Origin of the sequence: uncultured Helicobacter sp. (assembly GCF_949282165.1) — a bacterium.
Classification (GTDB): Bacteria; Campylobacterota; Campylobacteria; order Campylobacterales; family Helicobacteraceae; genus Helicobacter_F.
The window spans coordinates 1-25,671 of the sequence record NZ_CASDOV010000014.1 but is presented as its reverse complement, the minus strand read 5'-3'; the positions used below and the strand labels follow the sequence as shown (position 1 = coordinate 25,671).

25 protein-coding genes and 1 tRNA gene are annotated in these 25,671 nt (G+C 47.3%); 21 read left to right on the top strand and 5 right to left on the bottom strand.

The features are described 5' to 3' along the window. Window positions 1-195 precede the first annotated feature (195 nt). The 10 genes from ACH2BK_RS07455 (at window position 196) to ACH2BK_RS07410 (ending at window position 12,570) form a co-directional block, all read left to right on the top strand. Window positions 196-1,026 carry an acyltransferase family protein gene (locus ACH2BK_RS07455; protein ID WP_395003068.1) on the top strand — a complete coding sequence of 277 codons (831 nt, stop codon included), beginning with the start codon at window positions 196-198 and terminating at the stop codon, window positions 1,024-1,026. 7 nt (window positions 1,027-1,033) lie between these two features. Next, the gene (locus ACH2BK_RS07450; RefSeq protein ID WP_394997639.1) at window positions 1,034-1,315 is read left to right on the top strand and encodes a hypothetical protein; all 282 of its coding nucleotides are present in this window, start codon (window positions 1,034-1,036) and stop codon (window positions 1,313-1,315) included. A gap of 368 nt (window positions 1,316-1,683) precedes the next feature. Further along, window positions 1,684-2,550, top strand: coding sequence for a methylisocitrate lyase (gene prpB / locus ACH2BK_RS07445; protein ID WP_395003066.1), 867 nt, complete (start codon window positions 1,684-1,686; stop codon window positions 2,548-2,550). 28 nt (window positions 2,551-2,578) lie between these two features. Beyond that, window positions 2,579-3,724, top strand: a complete 1,146-nt coding sequence (gene prpC / locus ACH2BK_RS07440) for a 2-methylcitrate synthase (protein WP_395003064.1) — start codon at window positions 2,579-2,581, stop codon at window positions 3,722-3,724. A gap of 451 nt (window positions 3,725-4,175) precedes the next feature. Then, on the top strand, window positions 4,176-5,630 hold the full coding sequence (gene prpD, locus ACH2BK_RS07435; protein WP_394997634.1) for a 2-methylcitrate dehydratase: 1,455 nt from the start codon (window positions 4,176-4,178) through the stop codon (window positions 5,628-5,630). 52 nt (window positions 5,631-5,682) lie between these two features. Further along, window positions 5,683-7,026 (top strand): butyryl-CoA:acetate CoA-transferase, encoded by a 1,344-nt coding sequence (locus ACH2BK_RS07430; protein WP_395003060.1) that lies wholly within the window; start codon window positions 5,683-5,685, stop codon window positions 7,024-7,026. A gap of 422 nt (window positions 7,027-7,448) precedes the next feature. Next, window positions 7,449-8,633, top strand: coding sequence for a pyridoxal phosphate-dependent aminotransferase (locus ACH2BK_RS07425; protein WP_395003058.1), 1,185 nt, complete (start codon window positions 7,449-7,451; stop codon window positions 8,631-8,633). A gap of 6 nt (window positions 8,634-8,639) precedes the next feature. Beyond that, entirely contained in the window at window positions 8,640-9,962 is a 1,323-nt protein-coding gene (locus ACH2BK_RS07420) for an exo-alpha-sialidase (RefSeq protein ID WP_395003054.1), read from the top strand. Next, window positions 9,962-10,531 carry a hypothetical protein gene (locus ACH2BK_RS07415; protein WP_395003050.1) on the top strand — a complete coding sequence of 190 codons (570 nt, stop codon included), beginning with the start codon at window positions 9,962-9,964 and terminating at the stop codon, window positions 10,529-10,531. Before ACH2BK_RS07420 ends, ACH2BK_RS07415 begins: the two co-directional genes overlap by 1 nt. Beyond that, a complete protein-coding gene (locus tag ACH2BK_RS07410) occupies window positions 10,528-12,570 on the top strand; it encodes an LTA synthase family protein (protein ID WP_395003047.1) in 2,043 nt (680 codons plus the stop codon). Before ACH2BK_RS07415 ends, ACH2BK_RS07410 begins: the two co-directional genes overlap by 4 nt. 269 nt (window positions 12,571-12,839) lie before the next feature. On the opposite strand, the gene ACH2BK_RS07405 is transcribed toward ACH2BK_RS07410, so the two are convergent. Then, window positions 12,840-13,040, bottom strand: coding sequence for a hypothetical protein (locus ACH2BK_RS07405; RefSeq protein ID WP_394997625.1), 201 nt, complete (start codon window positions 13,038-13,040; stop codon window positions 12,840-12,842). Between the two features lie 15 nt (window positions 13,041-13,055). Between ACH2BK_RS07405 and ACH2BK_RS07400 the strand changes: the two genes are divergently transcribed. Further along, window positions 13,056-13,253 carry a hypothetical protein gene (locus ACH2BK_RS07400; RefSeq protein WP_395003045.1) on the top strand — a complete coding sequence of 66 codons (198 nt, stop codon included), beginning with the start codon at window positions 13,056-13,058 and terminating at the stop codon, window positions 13,251-13,253. A gap of 183 nt (window positions 13,254-13,436) precedes the next feature. Here ACH2BK_RS07400 and ACH2BK_RS07395 read toward each other — a convergent pair whose 3' ends face one another. Then, the gene (locus tag ACH2BK_RS07395; RefSeq protein WP_395003043.1) at window positions 13,437-14,546 is read right to left on the bottom strand and encodes a Cj0069 family protein; all 1,110 of its coding nucleotides are present in this window, start codon (window positions 14,544-14,546) and stop codon (window positions 13,437-13,439) included. Window positions 14,547-14,785: 239 nt separating this feature from the next. Between ACH2BK_RS07395 and sodB the strand changes: the two genes are divergently transcribed. From sodB to ACH2BK_RS07375, 4 genes are all read left to right on the top strand, one after another. Further along, window positions 14,786-15,424, top strand: a complete 639-nt coding sequence (gene sodB / locus ACH2BK_RS07390) for a superoxide dismutase [Fe] (protein ID WP_395003040.1) — start codon at window positions 14,786-14,788, stop codon at window positions 15,422-15,424. Between the two features lie 21 nt (window positions 15,425-15,445). Then, window positions 15,446-16,147, top strand: a complete 702-nt coding sequence (locus ACH2BK_RS07385) for an endonuclease (protein ID WP_395003037.1) — start codon at window positions 15,446-15,448, stop codon at window positions 16,145-16,147. 97 nt (window positions 16,148-16,244) lie between these two features. Next, a complete protein-coding gene (locus tag ACH2BK_RS07380; protein ID WP_395003035.1) occupies window positions 16,245-17,726 on the top strand; it encodes an MBOAT family O-acyltransferase in 1,482 nt (493 codons plus the stop codon). Window positions 17,727-17,863: 137 nt separating this feature from the next. Continuing rightward, entirely contained in the window at window positions 17,864-18,580 is a 717-nt protein-coding gene (locus ACH2BK_RS07375) for a hypothetical protein (RefSeq protein WP_395003033.1), read from the top strand. Between the two features lie 161 nt (window positions 18,581-18,741). Here ACH2BK_RS07375 and ACH2BK_RS07370 read toward each other — a convergent pair. Beyond that, window positions 18,742-18,826 (bottom strand) — tRNA-Leu (locus ACH2BK_RS07370). Between the two features lie 109 nt (window positions 18,827-18,935). Between ACH2BK_RS07370 and pgsA the strand changes: the two genes are divergently transcribed. The 4 genes from pgsA to mnmH all read left to right on the top strand — a co-directional run bounded on the left by pgsA (window position 18,936) and on the right by mnmH (window position 22,171). Continuing rightward, window positions 18,936-19,481 carry a CDP-diacylglycerol--glycerol-3-phosphate 3-phosphatidyltransferase gene (gene pgsA / locus ACH2BK_RS07365; protein WP_395003032.1) on the top strand — a complete coding sequence of 182 codons (546 nt, stop codon included), beginning with the start codon at window positions 18,936-18,938 and terminating at the stop codon, window positions 19,479-19,481. Window position 19,482: 1 nt separating this feature from the next. Beyond that, window positions 19,483-20,586 carry an RIP metalloprotease RseP gene (rseP, locus tag ACH2BK_RS07360; RefSeq protein WP_395003030.1) on the top strand — a complete coding sequence of 368 codons (1,104 nt, stop codon included), beginning with the start codon at window positions 19,483-19,485 and terminating at the stop codon, window positions 20,584-20,586. Between the two features lie 77 nt (window positions 20,587-20,663). Beyond that, window positions 20,664-21,152 (top strand): acyl-CoA thioesterase, encoded by a 489-nt coding sequence (locus ACH2BK_RS07355; RefSeq protein WP_394997611.1) that lies wholly within the window; start codon window positions 20,664-20,666, stop codon window positions 21,150-21,152. A gap of 17 nt (window positions 21,153-21,169) precedes the next feature. Continuing rightward, window positions 21,170-22,171, top strand: a complete 1,002-nt coding sequence (gene mnmH / locus ACH2BK_RS07350; protein WP_395003098.1) for a tRNA 2-selenouridine(34) synthase MnmH — start codon at window positions 21,170-21,172, stop codon at window positions 22,169-22,171. On the opposite strand, the gene ACH2BK_RS07345 is transcribed toward mnmH, so the two are convergent. Continuing rightward, complete coding sequence (locus tag ACH2BK_RS07345; protein ID WP_395003028.1) at window positions 22,161-22,709, bottom strand: PepSY domain-containing protein; 549 nt, start codon at window positions 22,707-22,709, stop codon at window positions 22,161-22,163. The two genes, mnmH and ACH2BK_RS07345, sit on opposite strands and share 11 nt — an antisense overlap. A gap of 231 nt (window positions 22,710-22,940) precedes the next feature. Here ACH2BK_RS07345 and ACH2BK_RS07340 point away from each other — a divergent pair, with 231 nt between their 5' ends. Then, on the top strand, window positions 22,941-23,105 hold the full coding sequence (locus ACH2BK_RS07340) for a hypothetical protein (RefSeq protein ID WP_395003026.1): 165 nt from the start codon (window positions 22,941-22,943) through the stop codon (window positions 23,103-23,105). A gap of 43 nt (window positions 23,106-23,148) precedes the next feature. On the opposite strand, the gene ACH2BK_RS07335 is transcribed toward ACH2BK_RS07340, so the two are convergent. Continuing rightward, complete coding sequence (locus ACH2BK_RS07335; RefSeq protein ID WP_394997609.1) at window positions 23,149-23,982, bottom strand: flagellar hook-basal body protein; 834 nt, start codon at window positions 23,980-23,982, stop codon at window positions 23,149-23,151. Window positions 23,983-24,258: 276 nt separating this feature from the next. On the opposite strand from ACH2BK_RS07335, the gene ACH2BK_RS07330 reads away from it, so the two are divergent. Beyond that, the coding region (locus ACH2BK_RS07330) for a hypothetical protein (RefSeq protein ID WP_395003024.1) at window positions 24,259-25,671 on the top strand (1,413 nt) is incomplete at its 3' end.

Sequence of the window (25,671 nt, the reverse complement as noted above, 5' to 3'; positions counted from 1 at the left end):
CAAAACACATTTATAGAATCTACGCCATTGCCAAGCGGCATTCCTGACGCGCTAGCACTAGAAAACCACAGAATCTTACCAAGGATTGCGTGTATGCTCGCGTAAGCGGAGCGAGCGGAGATTCACTCCGCCCAAGTGATAACAAGTTTTTGCACCGCAAAAAACTTGCATTAAATCAACATAAGGAGTTTTTACATGAAAGTCTCATACCTCACGCCCCTTGATAGCTTTAGAGGCATTGCAGCTCTTAGCGTCGTCCTGCTTCATTTGCATATCTATCGATCCTTTACTGAAGTAGAATTTTTCAGACATGGGCATTTGGGTGTGCCATTCTTTTTTGTCTTAAGCGGTTTCATCATAGCCTATGTGTATCACAACGACACATTTAAGTTTAAAGATTTTCTCGCCGCACGCGCGTTTAGAATCTTGCCTTTGTATTGGCTTGTGCTGTTTTTGTTTGTCGCGTTTGAATGCTGCAAATACATTGCCTACACATACTTTGCTGTTTCTTTTGGGATACCGCCCTTTAGTGAGCACAAACAGATTGGGGAGCTATTGCCTAATTTCTTACTTTTGCAATCTTGGTTGCCACACACGGATTCTTCTTCATTTAACTTCCCCTCGTGGAGTCTTAGCATAGAATGGTATTTGTATCTGTGCTTTGGGCTTTTGATGTTTGCGCCCAAAATCGTGCGATACGCGCTTTTTATCACACTTCCCATTCTTAGCTTCGCGCACTATTTAGATGTCTTGCGAGGCGAGGCACAAAAGGGGATTTTGTTTTTCTTTGCTGGGTGCGTTGTGTATCTTATTTTTGCCAAACTCCGACATATCTCCCTACCCCCGATACTGCTGCGCATAGCCGAGGTTATGGGACTTGTTGCGCTTTTGGCGATTTTTCAAATAGGCCTAGATGGCGCCTCCATCATCGTGTTTCCTTTTGTGGTGCTCGTTTTTGCTCTATCTGCTGTATCCTCTAATGCTATTGGGGGGGGGGGCAAGCATAAGCAAGCTCTTATGTCTTAAGCCTTTTGTGTTTTTTGGAAAAATATCTTATAGCATTTATATCACACACGCCTTTAGTATGTTTCTTATGGGCATTCTCACCAAAGCTTTGGCCAAAAAATTTGGGCTTTGGGAGCAAATCTACATAGCAAATGCCCCAAAGCCGTATTTGGACTTTGGCAATGCGCTCTTTGCAAACCTCTACGCACTCATTTATCTTGCTTTTATCATAGCAATCGCCACCCTAGCGCATTTCTATGTAGAAAAGCCCTGCATTGCTTTTGGCAAAAAAATCCGCAATGTTTCATAAACGCTTCACAATAGAATCTAGCTCGGTGTATAGAATCTACGCCATTGCCAAGCGGCATTCCTGACGCGCTAGCACTAGAAAACCACAAAATCTCACCAAAGATTGCGTATATACACGCGCAGCGGAGCGAGCGGCAACAAGTTTTTGCCATAGCAAAAACTTGCATCACAATAAATGTTTCCTAATGTAACACGATGAGTTTCCCTATTTTAAGGGAAATTCTCCCTCTGTAAAAATCTAGATTCCAAAAAGTTAAAATTTTTTTGTGCAAAAATGAGACACAACCCCTAGTCTATTTATAACTTTTTGCCTACAATAAAAGCAGGTTACGATTTAAGTAATCTCAAATTTGGGAAAAAGGAGCGAAAATGAGTGCTGGAAAAAAATTCAGAGAAGCCCTCAAAAACAATCACCCCTTACAGATTCTGGGCGTGATCAATGCCTACTCTGCCATACAAGCACAAAAAAGCGGTGCCAAGGCATTATACCTAAGCGGTGGGGCGTTGGCTGCAATGAGTTTGGGCGTGCCCGATCTTGGCATTAGCTCGCTTGAAGATGTGTGTGTCGATGTGCGCAGGATCACCAATGTGAGCGATTTGCCACTGCTTGTGGATGCCGATACGGGCTGGGGCGGGGCATTTAATATCGCACGCACGATAAAAGATCTCACGCGCTCTGGCGCGGCAGGCTGCCACATAGAGGATCAAGTCGCCCAAAAGCGTTGCGGACACCGCCCAAACAAGGAGCTTGTGAGCAAAGAGGAGATGTGCGATAGGATTAAAGCCGCTATTGATGGCAAGATAGATTCTGAATTTGTCGTGATGGCGCGCACCGATGCACACGCAAGCGAAGGGCAGCAAGCCGCGATAGAGCGGGCATTAGCCTATGTGGAGGCTGGTGCGGATATGATCTTTGCGGAGGCTATCCACACGCTTGAGGAGTATAAGCAATTTACAGATGTGATCAAAGTCCCTGTGTTAGCAAATATCACAGAGTTTGGGAAGACACCATATTTTACCACCGATGAGCTCAAGGGCGTGGGAATCTCTATGGTGCTCTACCCGCTAAGTGCCGCACGCGCGATGAATAAAGCCGCGCTTGAAGTCTTTAACGACATTTTGGCAAACGGCTCACAAAAAGCAAGTATTGAAAAAATGCAAACACGCGATGAGCTCTATGAAATGCTAGGCTACCACGCCTATGAGCAAAAGCTCGATGCGTTGTTTAAAAAATAATCTTAAATCTAAAACATAAGGAGACATTATGGGAGAAGCAGCAAAAGGAAAAGTTGGCGGACTAGCTGGAGTTATCGCTGGAAAATCTGCAATTTGCACCGTTGGCACAGGGCATGGGCTAAACTATCGTGGCTATGACATTTATGATTTGGCCAAACACGCGGAGTTTGAGGAAGTAGCCTACCTGCTACTTAAGAGCACATTGCCCACCAAAGCGGAGTTGGCGGATTTTAAAGCCGAGCTTATCAAAGCGCGCGCACTGCCCAAAGAAATGCGTGAAGCACTCAAGCTCCTGCCCAAAGACGCACACCCAATGGATGTGATGAGGACAGGCTGCTCGGTGCTAGGTTGCTTGGAGCAAGAAAACCTAAATGTGGCCACGATGAGCTTCCCAGATCAGCTCAAAATCGGCATTCGCTTGCTTGGGATTTTCCCCTCTATCCTGCTCTTTTGGCATCATTGGCACAAAAGCGGCGTAGAGATGGATACAGAATCTAAGCAAGATTCTATCGGTGGATACTTCCTAGAAAAACTCCACAACAAGGAGCCAAAAGAGCTATGGGTGCGTGCCATGCATGTGAGCCTTATCCTCTATGCCGAGCACGAGTTTAACGCCTCTACCTTCACTTCACGCGTGGTGAGTGCGACACTCTCTGATGTGTATTCAGCGATCACTGCAGCTATTGGGGCATTACGAGGGCCACTCCATGGCGGGGCAAATGAGGCGGCTATGGATCTCTTAGAAGAGTTCAAAAGCGTAGAGGAAGCCACAAAAGGCATCTATGAAAAGCTTGCTAATAAGGCTAAGATTATGGGCTTTGGACACCGCGTGTATGTCAAGGCAGATCCGCGCAATGTCGTGATCAAAGAATGGAGCAAAAAGCTTGGCGATGATGTGGGGGATACCAAACTCCTCTATCCTATCAGCGAGGCGATTGAAAAGATTATGTGGGATGAGAAAAAGCTATTCCCAAATCTCGATTTTTATAGCGCGTCTGCGTATCACTTCATGGGCATTCCCACTTCGTATTTCACGCCCATTTTCATTATGAGCCGCACGAGTGGTTGGCTCGCGCATGTGTATGAGCAGCGTGCTGATAACAAGCTCATACGCCCGAGTTCGGAATATACGGGACCGGAGAATAAGGCGTATATAAGAATCGAAGACCGCTAGAGGTTTAGAAATTCGGCTTGCACGCAATCTTTGCTTGATTGCTGCATTCGCGCTTGGTCACTACCGCTTAAGGTAGCTCCCGGCGCGCTCATTTGCAAAACAAGCAAATCTTACGCACAATCCTAGAATTTCTGGCAAGCCTTGATGAGATTCTCTAAAATGGCAGATTCTATAATTCTTGAGATTTTTTAGAATCTAAAGCTTTTTTAGATTCTCAACTTCTGAATCTAGAATCTAAGCATTTAGTAGATTCTGAACTTGCCCTAGATTCTGCGCTTGGCTTGCCCCTTGGCATTCTAAGATTTCCGATGAGAAATGTGGGTTGCAAGGAAAAGACAAGGGGAGTTACCTAAGCGGTAATGACCCGCAGTCTTTTTCGCAGCTCCCGCATTTATCGCGGAAAGCTGAATGCCTTAACCAAACTAACTTTAACTTAACTAAGGAGAACACAATGAGTGCTGATATGGGAATATTAGACACAAAACGACCAGAATTTGATGAGTTACTAACAAAAATCGCAAAATACGCGCTAGAGTATAAGATAGATTCTAAACTCGCGTATGAAACCGCGCGCTACTGCCTTATGGATACGATTGGCTGCGGGCTTTTGGCATTGGAGTTTCCCGCTTGCACTAAGCTATTAGGACCTGTGGTAGAGGGCGCGGAGTTCCGCCCTTTGGGAGCAAAAATACCGGGGACTAGCTATCAGCTAGAGCCAGAGAGGGCGGCATTTAATGTCGGAGCGATGGTTAGATGGCTTGATTTTAACGACACTTGGCTTGCCGCAGAGTGGGGGCACCCAAGCGATAATCTCGGAGCGATTTGGGCGGTAGCAGATTACCTTAGCCGCAAAAATATCGCTGAGGGCAAAGCACCTCTCACGGTAAAAGACGCGCTAAGTGCGATGATAAAGGCGCACGAGATCCAAGGTGTGCTCGCACTGGATAACTGCTTTAACAAAGTCGGGCTCGATCATGTATTGCTCGTGCGTATCGCTTCTACGGCGGTGGCGTGTGCGATGCTTGGCGGAAGCTTTGAAGAAGTGCGCAACGCTGTGAGCCACGCATTTATCGATGGTGGAGCGTTGAGGACTTATCGCCACGCGCCAAATACCGGAAGCCGCAAAAGCTGGGCGGCAGGCGATGCGAGCTCTCGCGGTGTGAATCTAGCTCTCAAAGCCCTAAGTGGCGAGATGGGCTATCCAAGCGCGCTAAGTGCGAAGTTTTGGGGCTTTGAAGATGTGAAAATGCGAGGCACTAAACTCACTATCCCACAAGAATTTGGCAGCTATGTGATGGAGAATGTGCTCTTTAAAATCAGCTTCCCTGCAGAATTCCACGCACAGACTGCCGTAGAGTGCGCGCTCAAACTCCATGACGAAGTCAAGGACAGGCTAGATTCTGTAGAAAAAATAATCATCACCACTCAAGAATCTGGACATAGAATCATCAACAAAGTCGGACCGCTCGCTAATCCTGCTGACAGAGATCATTGTATCCAATATATGGTAGCTGTGCCGCTTATCTTTGGGCGATTGAGCGCTGAAGATTATGAAGATAGCGTAGCAAACGATCCGCGTATTGACGCACTGCGTGAAAAAATGGTGGTAGAAGTCGATGATAGATACACTAAGGAATATCTAGAATCTGATAAGCGCTCCATCGCCAATGCCGTGCAGATTTTCTACAAAGATGGCAGCAAGAGCCAAAAGGTAGAGGTGGAGTATCCTATCGGGCACCGCCGCAGGAGAGATGAGGGAATCCCTGTGCTTGTCGCGAAGTTTGAGCGCAATATCGCACGCAAGCTTAGCCCCAAAAAATGCGCTAAGATTAAGGAAATCTGCGCCAACCAAGCGACATTAGAATCTATGCCCTTTAATGAGTTTAGCGATCTCTTCGCGCTCTAGTAAAGCCCCATTGTGGGCTTAAGGTTATCAAAACTTACATAAGGAAGCTATGATGGATTTTACACAACTATACCGACAAAAACTAAAAACCGCCAAAGAAGCGGTAAGTGTCATAAAATCTGGGGATTGGGTGGATTATGGTTGGGCGGTTACCACACCTGTGGCGTGCGACAAGGCCTTGAGCGAACGTATCAAAGACTTGCAAGATGTGAAACTGCGTGGGGGCATACTCCTGCAGGTTCCCGAGGTTTTCAAAGTAGAAAATCCCGCTCCTCATGTCTGCTGGCATACTTGGCACGCAAGCGGCGTGGGACGCAAACTCATCGATGAGGGACTTGGATTTTATGCACCGATGCGCTATTCAGAACTGCCACGCTATTATCGTGACAACGCACCGCGCCCCAATGTCGTGATTATGCAAGTCGCGCCGATGGATAAGCATGGGTATTTTAACTTCGGCCCCTCGGCTTCTCATATGCAAGCCTGTGTGGAGATGGCAGAGATTGTCATCATCGAGGTTAATGCCAATATGCCGCGTTGCCTAGGCGGTATGGGCGCAGATGTGCATATCTCGCAAGTGGATATCATCGTCGAGGGCGACAATCCACAGCCCATCGCCCTCCCGCCAGCCAAAACTAGCGATGCTGATGACAAAATAGCCAAACTCATCGTAGAGGAAATCCGCAATGGTAGCTGTATCCAATTAGGAATCGGTGGTATGCCAAATATCGTGGGTTCTTATATCGCCAAATCCGATCTCAAAGATCTCGGCGTGCATACCGAGATGTATGCCGATGCGTTTGTCGAGATGAGCCTAGCGGGCAAAATCAATGGCAGCAAGAAAAATATTGATAAAGGACGACAAACCTACTCCTTTGCTATGGGAAGTCAAAAGCTCTATGACTTCTTGGACGACAATCCCGAGTGTATGAGCGCACCCGTGGATTATACCAACGACATACGCACAATTTCATCGCTTGAGAACTTCGTCTCTATCAACAATGCCGTAGATGTCGATCTTTTTGGACAAGTAAATTCAGAATCTTCGGGCACAAGGCACATAAGCGGTGCGGGCGGGCAGCTAGATTTTGTGCTAGGAGCGTATTTGGCTAAAAATGGCAAGAGCTTTATCTGCTGCACCTCAACCTTTGTGGGCAAAGATGGTGCGCTCAAGTCTCGCATTTTGCCAACCTTAGAATCTGGTAGTATCGTAACCGCCACGCGCGCCAATGTGCATTATCTCGTAACCGAGTATGGCAAAGTCAATCTCAAAGGGCTCTCAACTTGGCATAAATGCGAGGCGATTATCTCGGTGGCGCACCCCAACTTCCGTGAGGATCTCATCGCTGCGGCAGAGAAAATGAAAATCTGGCGCAAAAGCAATAAGCTTGTCTAGAGTCGATACAAGCTTTGCCATGACAAAACTTACATATCGCTTGTGGGGAGCAATCCCCACTCCCCTCCACTTATACGCTCGTATAGAATCTACACATTGCCTAAGCTAGATTGTGTGTTTGTTACAAAAACTGCGCCCTTATTTTTCACTCATATTTTTGCCCGCAGATGCTTAAAATCCTCACTCCCTCCATTGCATGCCCACACTTTAGCCTTTGAGGAGATTCTAGAATCTATACCATAAGCCACATCCGGGAGTACCACTTAGTAATAGAGCAAATTCTCTAACCCAAAGCCCATTTATTTAATACCGCTTTGCGCACCTCCCACAATCCCAAGGCTTTAGAATCTTATAAGTTTTCTACAAGTAAATATATACTACAATCAAGACCATTTGCAAACGCACAACACAAAGGAGAGAGTATGCCAAATCCCACATACGCACCTAGAATCCAGCTTCTTAGTGAATCCACGACGATTGCCATCAGCTCCCTAGCACGCGAGCTCAAAGCACAGGGCAAAGATATCCTAAGCTTTTCTGCTGGCGAGCCCGATTTTGACACGCCAAAGCCCATTAAAGATGAGGCGATTAGAGCGCTTAACAGCGGATTTACGCACTACACAGCGGTGAGCGGCATACCCGAGCTGCTTAAGGCGATCTGTGCAAAGCTCGAGCGCGAAAACGGCTTGCATTACGAGCCTAACGAGATACTTGTAAGCAATGGTGCCAAGCACTCGCTCTTTAATGTATTTTCCGCGCTTGTGTGCGAGGGCGATGAGGTGATTATCCCAGCACCCTATTGGGTGAGCTACCCCGAGATCGTAACCTACTGCGGCGGCAAAAATGTCTTCATCCCCACCGATGAAAAAAGCAACTTCAAAATCACCCCAAAGCAGCTCAAAGAAGCCATCACGCCAAAAACAAAAATCCTCGTGCTAAACTCCCCTTCAAATCCCACGGGCGTGGTGTATAGCAAGGAGGAGCTAGAGGAGATTGGGCAGGTTTTGGCAGGGAGTGGCATTTGGGTGCTTAGCGATGAAATCTATGAAAAACTCATCTACGATACGACTTTTTGCTCGGCTGCGGCGGTTAGTCAGGATATGTGTGAGCGCACGATTGTGATCAATGGACTAAGCAAGGCAGTGGCGATGACGGGGTGGCGCGTGGGCTATCTCGCGTGCAAGGACAAGCAGCTTGTCAAATACATCGACAATCTCCAAAGCCAATGCACCTCAAATGTCAATTCTATCGCACAAAAGGCTAGCGTAGTCGCGCTCAGCAAGGAGTGTGCGGCGGATATAGAGGAGATGCGCCTCGCGTTTAAAGAGCGTATGGAAGTGGCTTACAAGCTCTTTAGCACGCTGCCGGGTATCACACTCCAAAAGCCACAGGGCGCGTTTTATCTCTTCCCAAATATCCAAGGGGTTGGCAAATTTGGCGGGGATTCTATGCGCTTTTGCCAAGAGCTGCTCCAAGCCCAAGGCGTGGCGTTAGTGCCCGGCAGTGCGTTTGGGCAAGATGGCTATGTGCGCTTTTCCTTTGCGTGCGGGATTGAGCAGATTCAAGCAGGCATAGAGCGTATCGCGCGATTTATCAAAGACATTTAGCCCTTAATGCGAGCGGTAAAACTCCTATCCTTTGGGATTTGCGCGTTGGTGCTAGGCGCGCTCACTTATAGATTCTATGAGCCCCATCACACCAACACCACGCCATTTGTCCCATATAGCCTAGATTCACACGCGCTCTCCTCACACGATTCTATCCTTACCCCAAACGCCCCGACTGAAGATTTTGCACAATCCCTGCAGGACTTCCTACTCGTGCCAAATTTTGAAAAAATCGCGCACGCAAGCTCGCTTGTGGATTTGGGGACGCGCCTTATGGTGCTCTTTTTTGCCGGGAATAGAGAGGGCGCGCGCGATGTGAAAATCTATCAGAGTTTTTTGTATAAGGGCGCGAAGTCGTGGAGTGAGCCAAAGGCAATCCTCACGCCAGAGTGGCTATCACGCCAAAGCGGGAAGTTTATCAAAAAGCTAGGCAATCCCGTGGCGTTTATGGATACTTTGGGCAGGGTGCATTTATTTGTCGTGGGTGTGAGTCTAGGAGGGTGGAGCACTTCTAAAATCTATCAACTACGCTTTGATGAGGAGCTAGAGAGCCTCACATACATTGGGGAATTGCGCCTAGGGATATTGGCAAATTTTTCACATTTGGTGCGCACGCCAGCGGTTTTGCTCCAAGATGGCGGCTTTATGCTCCCGCTCTATCACGAGCTCGCGGACAAATACCCGCTTGTCGCCTTCTTTGACGCGCAGGGGCAAATGCGATTTGCCAAACGCCTAAACAATCTACGCGGGCAGCTCCAGCCTAGCATAGTCGCCACTAGCCCCGCGCAATGCCTTGAATTCTCGCGCTCATACAAGAGCGACTTTGCCTACCTGCAGGCTTGCGATGAGATGGGCAATGTATGGCACAAGCCCGTGCGCACCAATCTTAGGAATTATGATAGCTCAAGCGTGTTTGTCAATATCGGGGAGGAAGTCGTGCTCATCCACAATGATGGCTTTGATAACCCCCTGCTTGAGCTCTATGAGCTCTATGGCGAGGACATACATATCCACGCGCGCGCCTCGCTTAGCCTCTTTTGGCTAAAAGATTCTCATAAGGGGATTTTTGAGCGTCTGCTCACGCTTGATGTGAGCAAAGAGCGCAATGGCGAGGTGAGCTACCCCGCTGCGGTGCTCGATAGAGACAATCTCTACATAACCTACACCTACAACCGCAAGCAGATCAAATACACCAAGCTGCGCCTTGATAGCATTTATGAGCTCATCGCGCAAGCAAAAGAAAAAAACCCCACCTTTTTTCAGGAGCAAAAAGAAGAGCCCTTTATAGAATTTGATGATTTTTACTTCGCACATAGGAAGGTGCGCTGATGCTTTGGCTGTGGATTGTGTATCTAGCGGTGGTGGTGCGTATAAGCGCGCATTACACACAAAAAATCGTGCCAAAATACCTCATCTGCCTCTTGTGCGCGATCATAGGCAGTGTGCCGCTGTTTTTTGCGCATTATAGTGCCATAGAGATGGTGTATGCGTTTTTTGGCGCGCCAAGCCTATTGTGCGTGCTCATAGCACTCGGTGCCCTATGGCGCGTGCTTGCGCTAGATTTTGGCATTAGAGCCCTAGCACCGCTTAAGCCCATTAGCTTTGTTTTGTATGCGCTCTTTGGGGCAGCACTCCTGCTAGGCGCGCTCAATATCGCGCCTAGCCTTGATATCTACCACTTTGAGCCACTCTATCAGAATCTCATCATTCTAGGCGTTATGGGCGTGATGATTGCCCTAGATTCTGTAATGGGAATCTTTTTTGCTGTGAGTTGCATTATTCTATTAGGGGGGGGGGATGATAAAAGCATTATCGAGGTGGTGTTTTGCCCATATCTATGGCTTTATAGCGTGGGATACACGCTCTTTATGATTTTTACATTGCCAAAAAGATTATGAAAAACGCGCATTGGTTTAGGGAATTATTATGGAAAAGCGTGGTATTCGCGCTTGTGATGTATGGGCTGTTTTTTTCACTGCGTTTGGGCTTTGTGCTCTATGCGGGACTCTCTAGCTCCGATGCCTCCGAGACTTCGGGGCTTGCAGATTCTATCCTTGCTTATTTTCGTGCCTTTTTTTATGGATTGTTATACGATGGCAAAATCGTTGGAATAGCAAGCCTTGTGTATTTTGTGCTTGGGCTGTTTTTGTGTCAGCTCCCCACAGGGCGCAAGATTTTGCGGCTTTTTATCTCGCTGTGTGTGGTGGTGAGTGTGTGCGTGGGCGTGAGCGAGGCGGGATTTTATCGCGTTTATGGCGATACTTTTAATACCACGCTTTTTTCTACCGATAGCCTCTCCTCCTTTATGCTCTCACTTTGGAGTGAGCACGCGCCTTGGAAGCTTTTTGCACTGCTTATGGGGTGCTTGGTGTTTTTGGGGCTTATGCGTATGGGGTTTAAAATCGTGGAGTTTTTGCACACAAAGCGATCGTATATCACTTTTGGCTCACAACGCCCCACAATCCTGCAGCCCGCCATACTGCTTGTGTGTTTCATAAGCTGGGAAGTCTTTGTGCTTAGCGATAAGAGAGTGAAAAACCTCGCCCAAGACTTCAAAGCCCACACGACTGATAGAATCTTGCAAAAATCCCTGCCCGGCGCACTTAGAGATCTCACACAAGCCTATAAAATATACCGACAGATCGAGCATTCCGCATTTAGTGATTATGTCGAGCAGACGCCCATACAAGCCCTTGGCGAGTTTTTTGACATCAGCACGGATTTGGAGCATTACGACCTCCAAACCCTCCTCCAAAAGAGCGTTACCAACCCTTCAAGCACAAAAATCGAGCATATTTTTTATATCGTCGTTGATGGACTGAATGGCTGGTATTGCGATAAGGAGTTTGATGAGATCGAGGCGTGCAGTGCGCTCAAATCCCTCCTAAGCAAGGGCGCGTTTAAGGCAAATGTGTTTTTGCAAAACGCCTCCCAAGCCATCACCAACACCCAAGTCCAAATAAGCGGGCTTTTTGACATTGGTATCCCCCTGCACCTGCTCTCCGGACAGATTCAGAGCTTCCAAACCGCCCTAGCCACCAACTTCAACTCCCTAGGCTACAAAACCTCCTTTTTCTTTGGCGCGAGTGCCGAGCACTGGCAAAAATTCGATGAGTTTGTGCGTGCACAGGGCTTTAGCGAGAGCTTTTATGATACGCACATTGTCCAAAACGCCAAAACACGCGCCTACCAATCCCCCTATGAGCACGCGCAGGGTGCTTACAACCGCCATCTTTTAAACTTCGTGCGCGACAAGCTCTTTATCAATTATCAGCAGCGCAGCTTTAACTTTATCCTTACCGCGCCCTACCCCAAAGAAGAATCCACACCCCAAGACGCGCTCACAGAGCGCATAGAGGCGTTTTTGCAAGCCAACCCACAGATCGCAAAGCACACCGATGTGCCCTCCCTGCGCTATGCCTACGAGCAGGATAAGCTGCTGCACAAATTTATCCAAGACATTAGCGCGAGATTCCCAAATACGCTCTTTGTCCTCACTGCCAATCATAGCCAATCCCCCTCCCCCTCGCTTAAAAGCAAACATAGCGTGCCCTTTATCCTCTACGCACCAAGCCTGCAGCCAATCACCATCGCCAACACGGGATCACATATCGATATTATGCCAACCATCCTAGAGCTCATCGCACCCGATGGGCACACATACACGAGCTTTGGCACCCCGCTTCTTAGCAACAAACATAGCATTTACCAAACCGACGCGCACCAAGCCTTTGGCGATGATGTGGTGGCAAACAATCGCTTTATCTATGATGGCAAGCAGATTGAGTATTTTGCACAAGGACTAGAGCGCGACAAAGACAAAGAGCTCGCACAGAGGGTTTTTAGACGCCTTCAGCAGGGGCGCGCGCTAAGCTGGTGGATATTTAAAAACGGCTATGTCATAGAGTCGCAAGCAAGCATTATAGAATCTAAGTAGGCTCAGTCCATAGATTCTAGGTTTGATACGCGTGAGTCAGGGAGCGAGGACTCCGCCCCAAAGCACGATACCAAGCCTGCTCTAGCAAAATTGCATTAAGGTAATAGAATCTAGGACAGATTTAGAATCTAGCTTTAGCAATTTGGATTTAGAATCTAGCCTTACAGATTCTAAGACATTGCAGTATCTACCCCCCCCCACGCAATCCACTCAAGATTCAAAAAAGCAATGTAGAATCCACTTCAATAGATTTAGAATCTAGGGGAGGCTTAGAATCTAAATTTTGCTTTTATGAATCTTTGATTGGTTTCTGTGGGAGTGGATTTTGTGGAGTTAGATTCTGATTTAGAATCTAGATTACCAAAACTAGATTCTAGACTTTCTTTGGATTCTAAATCCGCTTGAGACTCCGCGCTTGGCTTTGCCTTCTTAGCTTGGTGTGGATTATGTAAGGCCACTATTGCTAGCAAAAATTAGTCGTTGCAGTGGGACTTGTGGAGCTTTTGGCGGGTGTGGGAGTGGGAGTTACCCCATATATTTGGTTTAATAGACATTCTAGGATTGCTAAAGAATCTTTGCTTTGTGCGCAAGGCTTGAATGTCGTCTCGTTTGCCAAGCTCACATCACTGCAAGTAGAGACAAGGGGCAGCACAGGGATTTTGAGCGCGCATGGAGCTACCTAATCCCGAGCTTGTCTTTACCTTAGATTCCACGCCTTATCTTAAAGGCATTCTAGGCATTCTAGGCATTCTAGGATTTGCGATGAGAAATCGTTGCTTTCAAGTGAGGGGCGAAGGGAGCTTACTTAGCGTAAGTGACCGAGCACCGAACGCAGAATCAACGATTTATCGCGCAAAGCCGAATGCCTACTTAATTTTCTCACTCACAATATTGACAATATTATCCCCCACCATCACGGCAATCTTTTCCATAAACTCCGCTGGCGAAGTGAATCCCACGCACGAGCAGTTGATCTCGCCTAGCACATATTTATCCTTGCCCTCAGAATCTGTATCGAGGATAAAATCCGCCGTCCAAATCAGTGGCAAATCGTAATTCCCAAGTTTTGAGCGGATTTCAGGGAGTTGGGCTAAGAACCAATCGATTAAGCTCTGCCAATCTTTTGGCTCATCATAGCGGTATTTTGCCCCGCTAAAGAGCGTCGCGGAAAACGCATCGCCGCCCTCTGCAGGCTTTTTATGCACGACATACACAGGGGTTTTATAGAGCATTAGGATTCTAATCTCGCCCTCTTTAATCCGCGGCAAGAAAGTCATATCCACAAGCATTCCATTATCGCCTACCAAATAATGCTCACAAAAGTCCATAAACTCGCCTAATTGTCGCTCCTCGGTGTGATTGTCCTTAGCCTCGGTGCAGATGATTTTGGTATCAAGCGGGAGTGAATCTAGCTTGCCATACTCGCTCGCAGATTCTAATCGCACACGCCAAATCCCTTCACCCGTGGAGCCGCGGTTTTGCTTTAGCACCCGCTCGCCCTTAGCTAGGGTTTTGGGGAAAGTCTTTTTAAAGTCATGCTTATCACTCCACGCCACGCCGATTCTCTTAGCCTCTGTGGGGTCATAATACGCATAGGTATCGCTAGGCACAAGCTGCGTATCAGCTAGCTTAGTGAGCGCGTCCTTAGCCCCATAGCCTATCATCGCATCGGGGTGAGGCATACCCACTAACCCAGATTCACAGAGCTTGCGAAGCACATCAAAGTAGAGCTTTTCCTCCTTTAGATTCCCCGGATTGACGCGTGAGACATAGCCATCAGCGGTATTTTTGACGTGCTCATAGATTTTGTTTCGCTCTACTTCGTCACGTAAAATCTCATCAGTAAAAAACACCACTTCCGCATCCCACCCCTTAGCCTTAAGTGCATTTACCATTGGCATAGTGTCTTTTCTATACCCATCAGGACCCTTATCGCTGCCGCCCCTTGCCTCGAAAAACACGATGTTCTTTTTCATCTCCTCTCCTTTTAGATAGATTTAAGGTTTCATTGTATCCCAATTATTTACAAAGTTTTATTAAAGCTCCTAAATTTTGCGCTCAACCCACTCCGCAACCCACCTCCAACCACCTCACAAATCGCACGACTCTGTGCAGACAAACTCGCAAACAAACCCATCGTGTTAAAATAATTGTAACCTTTTGGTGCTACAATGCCCCCGCTTTTATAAGCGACAAATTAAGCAAGGAGAAGAAAATGTTTAGTCTTAGAACCCTACCTTATAGCGACAAGGATTTTGGAGATTTTTTGAGCCCCGAGGCGTTTAGCTACCACTATGGCAAGCATCATCAAACCTATGTTACCAATCTCAACAATCTCATCGCCAACACAGAGTTTGCGGGCAAAGGATTGGTGGATATTATCCTAGGGGCGAGTGGGGGCGTGTTTAACAACGCAGCGCAGGTGTATAATCACGATTTTTATTGGGATTGTATCGCGCCTAAGGGTGGCAGCGCAAGCGCTGAGCTAAAGGCTGCTATCGATGCGGAGTTTGGCTCGCTTGAAGGATTTAAAGAAAAATTCATCGCTTCTAGCACGACGCTCTTTGGCTCTGGCTGGAATTGGCTCGTGTATAACACAGCAAACAAAAAGCTTGAAATCGTGCAAACAAGCAACGCACAAACCCCAATCACAGAATCTAAAGTGCCTTTGCTCGTGGTTGATGTGTGGGAGCACGCGTATTATATCGATCATAGAAACGCGCGCCCTGCGTATTTGGAGAAGTTCTGGAGTCATATCAATTGGGACTTTGTCTCTAAAGCCTATGAGTGGGCGAGCAAAGAGGGTATGAGCTCTGTGTCTTTCTACGCAAACGAGCTGCACCCCATCAAGTAGCCATTTAAGTAGCACGCGCTAATGCGCCTTTTGGCTTGCCTTGCGGTTTTATGCCTTTTGGCATTGCCGCTTGGAGCGAGCCCTACATTTTCTGACGCCAAGCAAGAGCTAAGGCAGCTCTACCTACTTTTAGACTCCTCATTCCGCAAAGATTTTTATTGTCAAATCCCCTTTAGCGTGCGCTTATATCGTGGCAAGCTGCAGCTAAAGCCCCTACCCAAAGATTCGCTAGATTTTAAGCATTCCGCGATAGAGTGGGAGCACATTATGCCTGCGCACACTTTTGGCAAGCACCTCGCGTGCTGGAAGCAGGGCGGACGCAAAAAATGCCAAAAAGATTCATACTTCCAAAAAATGGAATCCGATGTGCAAAATATCGTGCCAACGATTGGGCAAATCAACCGCGACAGGCGCAACTATGCGTATGCCAACGCGCCCAAATCCACGCAATTCACGCAATATGGGGATTGTGAGGTGTATGCAGATAGGCAGGCACAGAGATTTTATCCCGCGACATATTCTAAGGGCTATATCGCGCGTAGCTATCTGTATATGGCAAAGACTTATGGTATCCCTCTAGATTCTCACACGCGCGCGCAAATGCAAGAATGGGATAGAATCTACCCTATGGACGCCAAAGAGCGCTATCTACGCCAGCAGCTTGATAGGCTTAACCAAAGGCTTCTCTTACAATCCCTGCCTTTAAAGAATTTGCTACGATAGCACACAGAATCTATCCCCCCTCCTCACATTAGCATTGCAGAATATGCTATAATCCGCGCTTTGTGGATATTACAAACATCATGAAAGTGAGGGCTATATGCTTTTTAATAGTGTTGCGTTTGTTGTGTTGGTGCTCGCCACGCTTTGTGTGTATTATATGCCTTTTGTGATTAGGCGCGGTTGGCAGGTGTATGTGCTCATCATTGCGAGCTTTGTGTTTTATGCGTATGGGCAGCCGTGGCTACTCCTCCTACTCATCATCTCGGCTTCGATTAATGCCCTTGCAAGCTACCAAGTGATGAGCGCGGCGACTTTGGGCCAAAAATACTTCTACGCCCTTGGCGGCGTGATTGTGAATCTAGCCGTGCTAGCAGGATTTAAATACAGCCCACTTTTTGGCAGAGTGCTAGAATACTACACTTCACTCTCAAGCATAGGGGAGTTTCTCATCGCCATTCCCTTACCCGTAGGGATTTCCTTTTACACATTCCAAGGGATTAGCCTGCTTGTAGATTTGTATCGGCGGGCAAGGACACAGAGCTTAGATTCTCTAGAATGTATAGAATCTAAGCCCGCCAACAACCCCACACATTCTAAACAATCTCTAGATTCTGTAAATGCGTGTAACTTTTGGACACATTATCACAAAACGCTCTTTTTTATCGCATTTTTCCCCCAACTTGTCGCAGGCCCGGTTTTAAAAGCACACGAGTTTTATCCACAGATTCACACAAAACACCCTAGAGACATTGCGTGGATTGGCGCGCTCAAAGTCATCATCATAGGCTATTTTCTCAAAATGGTTATCGCAGATAACCTCAAAGATCAGACATTTTGGATAGCCTATCCGTATTTTGAAGCCTACAACACTATCACTTTGGCCGGACTGCTACTAGGGTATAGTATGCAGATTTTTGCAGATTTTGCAGGATATAGCCTCATAGCCATCGGTGTGGCCAAGCTCTTTGGCTATAAGCTACCCAAAAACTTCAACTTCCCCTATATTGCGGCTTCATTCTCGGAGTTTTGGACTAGGTGGCATATTTCACTCTCCTCATGGCTCAAAGAATACCTCTATATCCCCCTTGGGGGCAATAGGAAGGGCAAAGCGCGCACTTATGCAAATCTCATGATAGTGATGATTTTGGGAGGATTTTGGCACGGCGCAGCACTCTCGTATATGGTGTGGGGCTTATATCATGGGATTTTGCTTGTGATGGAGCGTTTTTTCTCGCAGTTTGTGCGACTAAAACAATGCCTAGGCACGCATATCCTTAGGGCTGTTTTTGTGTTTGCGTGCGTGTCTTTGGGCTGGCTGCTTTTCAAGCTCAATGACTTCTCTGATGTGCTAGGGTATCTTCATAAAATGTTTGTTGTGCGAAGTGGCGAGATGAATTTTATGCTCTTGCTTTGTATTTTGCTCTATTCTTTGCCCATAGGAGCGTATTATGCCAATCATCTCTTAAGCCTCAAATACCACAAAAACTTCTTAGATTCTAGCGGCGTGTATGCGATTTTGCTCTTTTTTATCACTACAAATAGCGGAGGTAGCAATGCGTTTATTTATTTCCAATTTTAAAAAAATCTTTGTGATTTTAGGGATTTTTTTAGCCCTTTTTCTGGGCTATAATGCCTTTATAGTGCTAGCAAAGCCACAAGTTCTCGCGTTTCAGAATCAACAACAAGGCAATATGGTTTTTGCACAAGATTATTTATATGCTATTGCCCCCCCCCCAATGCCTGATCGTTGGCTCCTCGCTCGCAGCGCGTTTAGAATCTAGCCTCCTCACTCCCAAACACCTCTACAACCTCGCCTTTGGTGGCGGCAGCGCACTCACAGGCCTAAAACTTATCCAAGAGCACACCAAGCACACTGGCGTCATTCCCCACACGATTTATATTGAAGAAAACATCGCGCTTATCCGAGATATCGACACCGCTATGCTTGAGAGGCTTTTTCACCCCATAGGCTACAGACTGCGTCGCTACATTCCAGCACTACAAGAACGCTACGCACCTCTTAATCTCGTGCTAAGTGTGGTAAAAAAGCACTTTGGCAGGAGTGAAGCAGAAAAGCTCGCACAAAAGCGCGATGAGAGAATGTATCGCATTATCCTAGAGAGCAGCATACAATCCTACCAAAAAGAACTCGTGGGCTATGAGCCAAAGCTCGCACTTTTGCACGAACTTTTGGAGTATTTTGAGAATCTAGGCACGCAAATCGTGTTTTTTCAAATGCCCATAGATTCAGAGCTAGCAGGCTTAAGGCAACCCTTGCAGCAGCGCGAGATTTTGCAGACACACTTCCCGCGCTACACATTTTTGCCTAGCCCCCTGCATAGCGACTACACGACAAACGATGGGATTCATCTCATCAAAGAAAGCAGCGTGCGCTTTACGCAAGAATTTTTGCAAAATTCCTTATGCCCATAAGGTTTTTAGAATCTAAGCAAGCAGATTTTAGACTCTCACACACGCCCTAGAGTGAGCAGCCTCAAAAGCTCTATGAGAGCGACTTTTGGAGTGTGAAAGATTGGTTTGTGTTTTGTGGAATCGTAAGTAAAGCTAGGAACGGGGAGAAAATATCGTATGTATGGTGCGGAAGAGAGGACTTGAACCTCCATGCCTTGCGGCGCTAGATCCTAAGTCTAGTGCGTCTGCCAGTTTCGCCACTTCCGCGACTGATTAAAAGGCGCGATTATACGCCATAAATCTTAAATATTGACTTAAACCTAGCCCAAAGCATATGTAAATTTGTTATAATGCACCCAAAAACAAAGGACTTCCCTTGCGTCATATACCAAATATCTTAAGCGTTTCACGGATTTTACTCGCTATATTATTACTTTTTATCGTGCTTGAGAGTGATGTGATTTTCCCCTCGTATATGGACAAAACTTGGATCAACTACTTTGCCTCGCTCACCTTTTGTATCGCCTCTTTGACGGATTTTTTTGACGGATATATCGCGCGTGAGTATCATCTCAAATCCCTATTTGGCGAGGTGTTTGATCCTTTGGCGGACAAGATGCTTATCCTCTCGGCATTTATCGCGCTTTTAGTGCTAGAGCGTACCTCGCCGTGGCTGATATTTTTGATTTTAAGTCGGGAATTTTTTATCACGGGCTTGCGCGTCGTAGCTGCAGGAAGTGGCAAAAGCGTAGCCGCCTCCAATGCTGGCAAATACAAAACAGGCGCGCAAATCGCTGCCATCGCCTTTTTGCTCGCAGATTTTTTCCCCGGTGGCGAGACACTGCTGTGGTTTGCGGCATTCCTCACGCTTTATTCGGGGCTAGAATACACTATCAACTACTACAAGAGCCTAAAGGCATAGCGTGAGCTGGCTCATCGCGCTTGTCATCTTAGCCTTTTTTATCGTGTTTCACGAGCTTGGGCACTTTCTCGTGGCGCGGGCGTGCGGGGTAAAAGTCGAGGTGTTTAGCCTAGGCTTTGGCAAAAGGCTTTTGAGCTTTGAGTATAAAGGCACGCTCTATGCCATCTCTGCAATCCCGCTAGGCGGCTATGTGCAGCTCAAAGGACAGCAAGAGGCGTTTATAGAATCTAGCGCAACTAGTGAGGTTACAGAATCTAGCACCTCACAGACACAAGCCCATAGTAGCGATTCATTCCTTGCCAAATCCCCCCTGCAGCGCATAGCCATCCTCCTTGCAGGCTCGGGCTTTAACCTCTTACTAGGCTTTTTGCTCTATGTGTGCGTGTATCTCTATGGCGTGATGAGCGTGCCGCCCATCGTGGGAGAGGTGCTAGATTCTATGCCCGCGCAGGAAGCTGGGATTTTGCCCGGAGATAGAATCTTAGAGATTAATGGCGCAGAGATTCACACTTGGGAGGAGCTCTCAAAGCTTGTGCGGGATTCTATAGGTGCGATTTCTATGCGCGCACAGCGCGGGGAGTCGCAGCTAGACTTCACGCTTATGCCCCGCCTTGTGGATTCTAAGACTGCCAATGTTTTTGGTGAATTTATCAAACACAATGCCATAGGCATTACCGCAGCGCACCAAACCCAAATCGTGCGCTACACAGGATTTCACGCCATCACAAAGGCGTGGGAGAAAACCATAGAATCTTCCAAACTCATCTTACAATCTCTACAAAAGCTCATCAGCGGTGCTATCGGTGTGCAAAACATCAGCAGCGTGGTAGGTATCACGCACACGATGGCGTCCTTTGCCCAAAGCGATTTGGTGGCACTCCTCGCCCTAAGCGCGCTCATCTCTATAAACCTCGGGATTTTCAATCTCCTCCCCATACCGCCCCTTGATGGCGGGCATATCCTCTTTACCCTCTATCAATCCCTCACGCGCAAAAAGCCAAGCGAGCGCATCACAAGTGCCATTATGATAGCCGGATTGGCACTGCTGCTTGGGATTATGAGCCTTGGGGTGTATAACGATATAAATCGTATCATAGCCCCATAATTTTGTCTCCAATGCTTAGTTTATTAACTTTCCTAAGTGCATAATATGGGGCATTAACTTTAACAAAAGGCAGGATTATGGAAGATATTTTTGACTCGCGTTGTCTAACTATGAGTATTTTGGCAAGTCCAAATATGGCAAATTTTAGCGGTGTGGTACATGGCGGGGAGCTGATGAAGCTCCTAGATCAAGTCGCATACGCGTGTGCAACGCGCTATTGTGGGCACGGCGTGGTAACCCTTAGCGTGGATAATCTCATCTTTAAGCACCCCATTCCCATTGGCTCACTCATCACATTCCTTGCAAGCGTGAATTATGTGGGCAAAACAAGCTGTGAAGTGGGTATCAAAGTCGTAAGCGAGGATATCAAAAACCACTTTGTTACACATTGTAACACTTGCTACTTCACAATGGTGGCTATCGATACCAAGAGCGGCGAGAAAAAAACAATCCCGCCCTTTGAGCCCAAAACCCCTACCGAGATCAAACGCTACGAAGCCGCGCTCAAGCGCAAAAAGGCACGCGAGGAAAATGTCAGAAACTTTAAAACCATCAAACAATCCTAAGTTGCGTTTTGCTATCCATGCAGATTCTTGACGCGCAAGGGTTTTTGGAGATTAAAAGTCCGAGTGCGAACTCTCGCGCGGAGGTTGTCATCGATGTGCGTAGTCCTAGTGAGTTTGCGCACTCTCATATCCCCGGAGCGTGCAATCTCGCGGTGCTAAGCGATGAGGAGCGTGAGAGGGTGGGCACGCTCTATAAACACAATCCTTTCGAGGCAAAGCTCCTAGGTGCCGCGCTCATCTGTCAAAATATCGCGCGCACCCTCCCCACTCTCAATCTCACTCCCGCACACATTATCAGAATCTACTGCGCCAGAGGCGGTATGCGTAGCCTCTCACTACAGACGATTCTCGCCAATGTCGGCTACCGCACTATCCGCTTACAAAATGGCTACAAGGCATACAGAAAGTTTGTCCTAGACTATCTCGCCAAAACGCCCAATATGCAGTTTTTCACACTCATAGGGCCTACTGGGAGTGGCAAAAGCGAGCTGCTAGCACTCTATGAAGATTCCCTAGATATAGAATCCCTTGCCAAGCATTGCGGCTCGAGCTTTGGGGCGATTTATGGTGCGCAGCCAAGCGTGGCGATGTTTGAAAACACGCTATATGCGCGCCTAAGGGAGCTAGAGGGCAAAAAGGTGCTCATAGAGGGCGAGAGCAAAAAGCTAGGCAGCCTCATCGTGCCAAAGCCTCTGTATGACGCCTATCAGCGCGCACCAAGGATTTATCTACACGCACCCCTAGAGCTACGCATACACAGAATCTTGCGCTACTATCAGCACATAGATGAGGCGTTTTTTGCCCACGCAATGCAAAAAATCGCACCATTTATGCAAAAGAAATTTTGGCTTGAAGCAAAGCAAGCCTTTGAGCGCGATGACAAGCCAAAAGTCGCGCAAATCCTCCTAGAGCAGTATTACGACAAAGTGTATAAAAAACAATCCTACGCCCACTACATAGAATCTAGCGATTTGCACGAGGCGTGTGTGCGCGTGCGCGAGATTATGGCTAGATACTAGCCCACACCGCAAGCGCTGTGATAGCAAGCCCAAGCGCAAATGCACCCAAAGCCTGCTTGCGCTTTTTCTTACAAAATGAAGTGATAATAAGCCCAGAGAGATAAAACACCACAAGCGAGAGCGAAAAGCCTACCGCAATGATGTCAAAGTAAAATTTGCCTTTTGACTTGTGCATAAGGAGCAAAATCCCATACAAGCCCCTATCAGTGACGCGCACAATCGATTCACCCTGCTTATTTGTCGTGATACTCGCACTGTATTTGATAGAGCCCATAGTCGCGCTGCCTCTTTGTATGCGCACTTGTGTATCATTTGGGATTTTGAGATTATGCGCTCTTAGGACAGAGAGGATTGCCTCCTGCTCCTCGCCCTTTTGGGGCGCAGAGGGGAGCACAAACTCCTCTATCCTCGCATCGGCATTTTCACGCACATCAAAGATATACAAAGCCCCAGTGAGCGCATAGATAAGCGCGGCAGGCAAAAAGAATAGACTTAGATACAAATGCACTTTCATCCACAGAGATTTGTCAAACTTCATCACACGATCCTTTTATTGCAAGTTTTTGTTAATGAGAATTATACTTAATAATTTGTGAGATAAATGTGAAATGCGGATTAATGCGTATTTGCGTGGGCTTAGATTCTCACAATGCGCTTAGGCGATAGAATCTAGGAAATCGCAACCGCCAAAGGGGATTACAGAATCCAAATGGCTAGATTCTGTAATCCCCCAAACACGCAGCGCTGAGAGCGGATTCATCTCGCGAGAGTGGCAACAATCTGCCAAAAGTGTGGGTTTATAGAATCTACACCATTGCCAAGCGGCATTCCTGACGCGCTCACACTAAGAGATTCTATAAACTTGCTAAAAAATGCAGTGAGTGAGCACGTAAGCCAGAGCGAGCGGAGATTCACTCTCTGCGAGCGATTGTAATTTTACGCTAGCAAAATTGCATTAAATGATACAATCCCACACCCTAAGCACGCACCGCGAGCTTGGTGATCGCCTCGCTATTGAGCTCGTCCATATGGGACTTCATCACCTTTTGATACATATCCACGAGGCGATTTGTCTCGATAAGCGCGCTCATCTCAAGCACCGCATTGACATTGCTCTTTTCAATAAAGCCCTGTGCCACCACAGCGCGATCTTGGAAGTTTTGCCGCTCACTAAGCCTCTCTTGTGGGAATTCATAGAGATTTTTGCCCACTTTCTTAAGGTAGCGAGGGTTTTCAAAGCCCACCACCGCTAGCGAGCCAATGGGTGCAATCTCGCCTATGGCGTCGTTATTAAGGCTGCGCGTGTAGATATTGCCACTCGGATCGACTTCTATATGCAACCCCTGCCCGATACTGATACCCCCCTCGCTATCAAGTCCCGCGCGAGAGAGCACAGCAAAGCCCTCTTTGGTGACAAGCATTCCATTAGCATCAAGCGTGAAGCTCCCATCACGCGTATATCGCACACCCTCGGGCGTGAGCACGGCAAAAAACGCATTAGAATCCCGCAGGGCGAAGTCTAGTGGATTCTCCGTCTGTGCCATAGAGCCTAGGCTCCTATCGGTGTATTCCTCGCTGATGATTGGCACCCTATCAAGCGAGCGATTGAGGAATTTTGCCGCCTCGCGCGTGTGGTTGTGGAGTGGTAGCTCGTGCTTGTGCGTCTGATAGAGGCGCAGATAGTCGCCTATGACGACATCATCGCGCTTGAAGCCATTGGTATTGAGATTAGCAAGGTTGTTTGAGATGAGATCAAGACGGCTAAACTGCGTTACCATACCGCCCGTTGTGTTGTAAAATCCACTTTGCATTAAGCTTCCTTAAAACTTCTAAGATACCTCGGCATAAACAAAAAGCATTCCCTAATCCTCACTAGAATCTAAGCAATCCCTACCCAAACGCCCCCAACGCCACGCACACATAGCAAATGAGGCATACACCACACCCCGCAGCCCCGCGTTAGCCAGCTCACAACGACAAGCGCACAAAAGTATGATAATTTGACAAAATTAAGTTGCGTTTTTTTTTTTTTTGTTTATAATTACCCTTTTGCCTCATCATCAACTCCACAACAAAAAGGACTTCCAATGACACTCAAGCTCGGGACAAAAATCGTCTTAAGCATCGCGTCTATCGTGCTTTTATGTATGCTTGGACTTATGTTTCTCATCACGACTAATGTCGATAAGGAGCAAACCATCACGACAGAAAAGCTCCTCTCAGCCGTCGCTGACAAAGCAAAAATCGTTGTAGATTCTAACATCAATGGCGTGCATATGTCGCTTTCCAGCATCGCTCCGAGAATCGAAGAGATTATCGCGCATAGTAGCGGAGCGGTGGCACAGGAGAGGCTTGAAGCGCAAGTCAAAAATATGCTTGATGCCAACCAATTCGGTATGTATGCCTACGCGTATGTCACCGATAGCAAATACATAGGCGACAATATCACTAACCCCCGCAACAAGCTAGAAAATGGGCATTTTATGGTGCTAGCCAAGGACAACGAGCCCGATATAGTGGGTGGGGTGGAGCTGCTGAACGCAGATATGAGTGTTTTATCCTTTGGCAGTGTCAAGGAAGCCATTGCAAAAGGCGCACAAAGTATTGGCGATCCGAGACTTGTTAATATAGGCAAGCAGGGCGATAGATTTGGCTTTGCAGTGAATGTCCCTCTCAAAAACAAAGGCAATCTTGTGGGTGTGGCGGGGATTTTTATCGATTTGAGTGAGATTTCAGAGGTTCTGCTCTCTCAAGAGATGTCGGCATTTAGCAGGGATTATAGAGCTGTGCTTTCTGCTGATGAAACGATTGCCGTGCATCCCGACTCTAAGGTTATGGGCGCGAAGTTTAAAGAGATCAATAACCACCCCAGCGCACAAGAACTCAACAAGGCGATTGAGAAAAAATCTCACGGCTTGTTTGAATATGAAAACTACCAAGGTGCAGAAATGCTCGTGGAGCTCAAAACCTTTGAAGTGGGTGTGAATACGGGGATTTTTTGGAGTGTGCTTGTGGTAGCACCCAAAGATTCTGTGTATGCGTCTTTACATAGCCTGCAGACGACTATTATCACGGGTATTTTCGTCTCGCTGCTTGTGTTGGTGCTTTTTGTGTATTTTTATGTCAAATTCAATATTCTTGCGCGTATCCACGCGATCTCCCATCATCTCTTTGGATTTTTCGCGTGCTTGCGCCACGAGAGTGATAAATGCCCCGCACCGCTCAAACCTAGAGCCAATGACGAGCTCGGCGCGATGGCGGTGGCTATCAATGAGGGGATAGAAAAAACCCAAAGCGATCTCGACAAAGACTCCGCCCTCGTCTCCCAATCCCTAGAAGTCATCAACCACACTCGTGAAGGATATGCTGATAGACGCATCACCCTAAGTGGTGCCAATCCTCAGCTAAACACACTAAAAGATTCAGTCAATCAACTCCTAGACTTGCTCTCAACTGCCATAGGTAACGATCTCCCAGAGCTTAATCGCGTCTTTGATAGC

Bases quoted from the DNA above. Each gene is read 5' to 3' on its own strand.
- prpC (WP_395003064.1), top strand. From the start codon at position 2,579: ATGGGAGAAGCAGCAAAAGGAAAAGTTGGCGGACTAGCTGGAGTTATC.
- ACH2BK_RS07385 (WP_395003037.1), top strand. From the start codon at position 15,446: ATGCGCCTTTTGGCTTGCCTTGCGGTTTTATGCCTTTTGGCATTGCCG.
- ACH2BK_RS07420 (WP_395003054.1), top strand. From the start codon at position 8,640: ATGCGAGCGGTAAAACTCCTATCCTTTGGGATTTGCGCGTTGGTGCTA.
- prpD (WP_394997634.1), top strand. From the start codon at position 4,176: ATGAGTGCTGATATGGGAATATTAGACACAAAACGACCAGAATTTGAT.
- ACH2BK_RS07415 (WP_395003050.1), top strand. From the start codon at position 9,962: ATGCTTTGGCTGTGGATTGTGTATCTAGCGGTGGTGGTGCGTATAAGC.
- ACH2BK_RS07395 (WP_395003043.1), bottom strand. From the start codon at position 14,546: ATGAAAAAGAACATCGTGTTTTTCGAGGCAAGGGGCGGCAGCGATAAG.
- sodB (WP_395003040.1), top strand. From the start codon at position 14,786: ATGTTTAGTCTTAGAACCCTACCTTATAGCGACAAGGATTTTGGAGAT.
- ACH2BK_RS07380 (WP_395003035.1), top strand. From the start codon at position 16,245: ATGCTTTTTAATAGTGTTGCGTTTGTTGTGTTGGTGCTCGCCACGCTT.
- prpB (WP_395003066.1), top strand. From the start codon at position 1,684: ATGAGTGCTGGAAAAAAATTCAGAGAAGCCCTCAAAAACAATCACCCC.
- ACH2BK_RS07335 (WP_394997609.1), bottom strand. From the start codon at position 23,982: ATGCAAAGTGGATTTTACAACACAACGGGCGGTATGGTAACGCAGTTT.
- ACH2BK_RS07425 (WP_395003058.1), top strand. From the start codon at position 7,449: ATGCCAAATCCCACATACGCACCTAGAATCCAGCTTCTTAGTGAATCC.
- ACH2BK_RS07375 (WP_395003033.1), top strand. From the start codon at position 17,864: ATGCTATTGCCCCCCCCCCAATGCCTGATCGTTGGCTCCTCGCTCGCA.
- mnmH (WP_395003098.1), top strand. From the start codon at position 21,170: ATGCAGATTCTTGACGCGCAAGGGTTTTTGGAGATTAAAAGTCCGAGT.
- ACH2BK_RS07345 (WP_395003028.1), bottom strand. From the start codon at position 22,709: ATGAAGTTTGACAAATCTCTGTGGATGAAAGTGCATTTGTATCTAAGT.
- ACH2BK_RS07430 (WP_395003060.1), top strand. From the start codon at position 5,683: ATGGATTTTACACAACTATACCGACAAAAACTAAAAACCGCCAAAGAA.
- ACH2BK_RS07355 (WP_394997611.1), top strand. From the start codon at position 20,664: ATGGAAGATATTTTTGACTCGCGTTGTCTAACTATGAGTATTTTGGCA.
- ACH2BK_RS07410 (WP_395003047.1), top strand. From the start codon at position 10,528: ATGAAAAACGCGCATTGGTTTAGGGAATTATTATGGAAAAGCGTGGTA.
- ACH2BK_RS07455 (WP_395003068.1), top strand. From the start codon at position 196: ATGAAAGTCTCATACCTCACGCCCCTTGATAGCTTTAGAGGCATTGCA.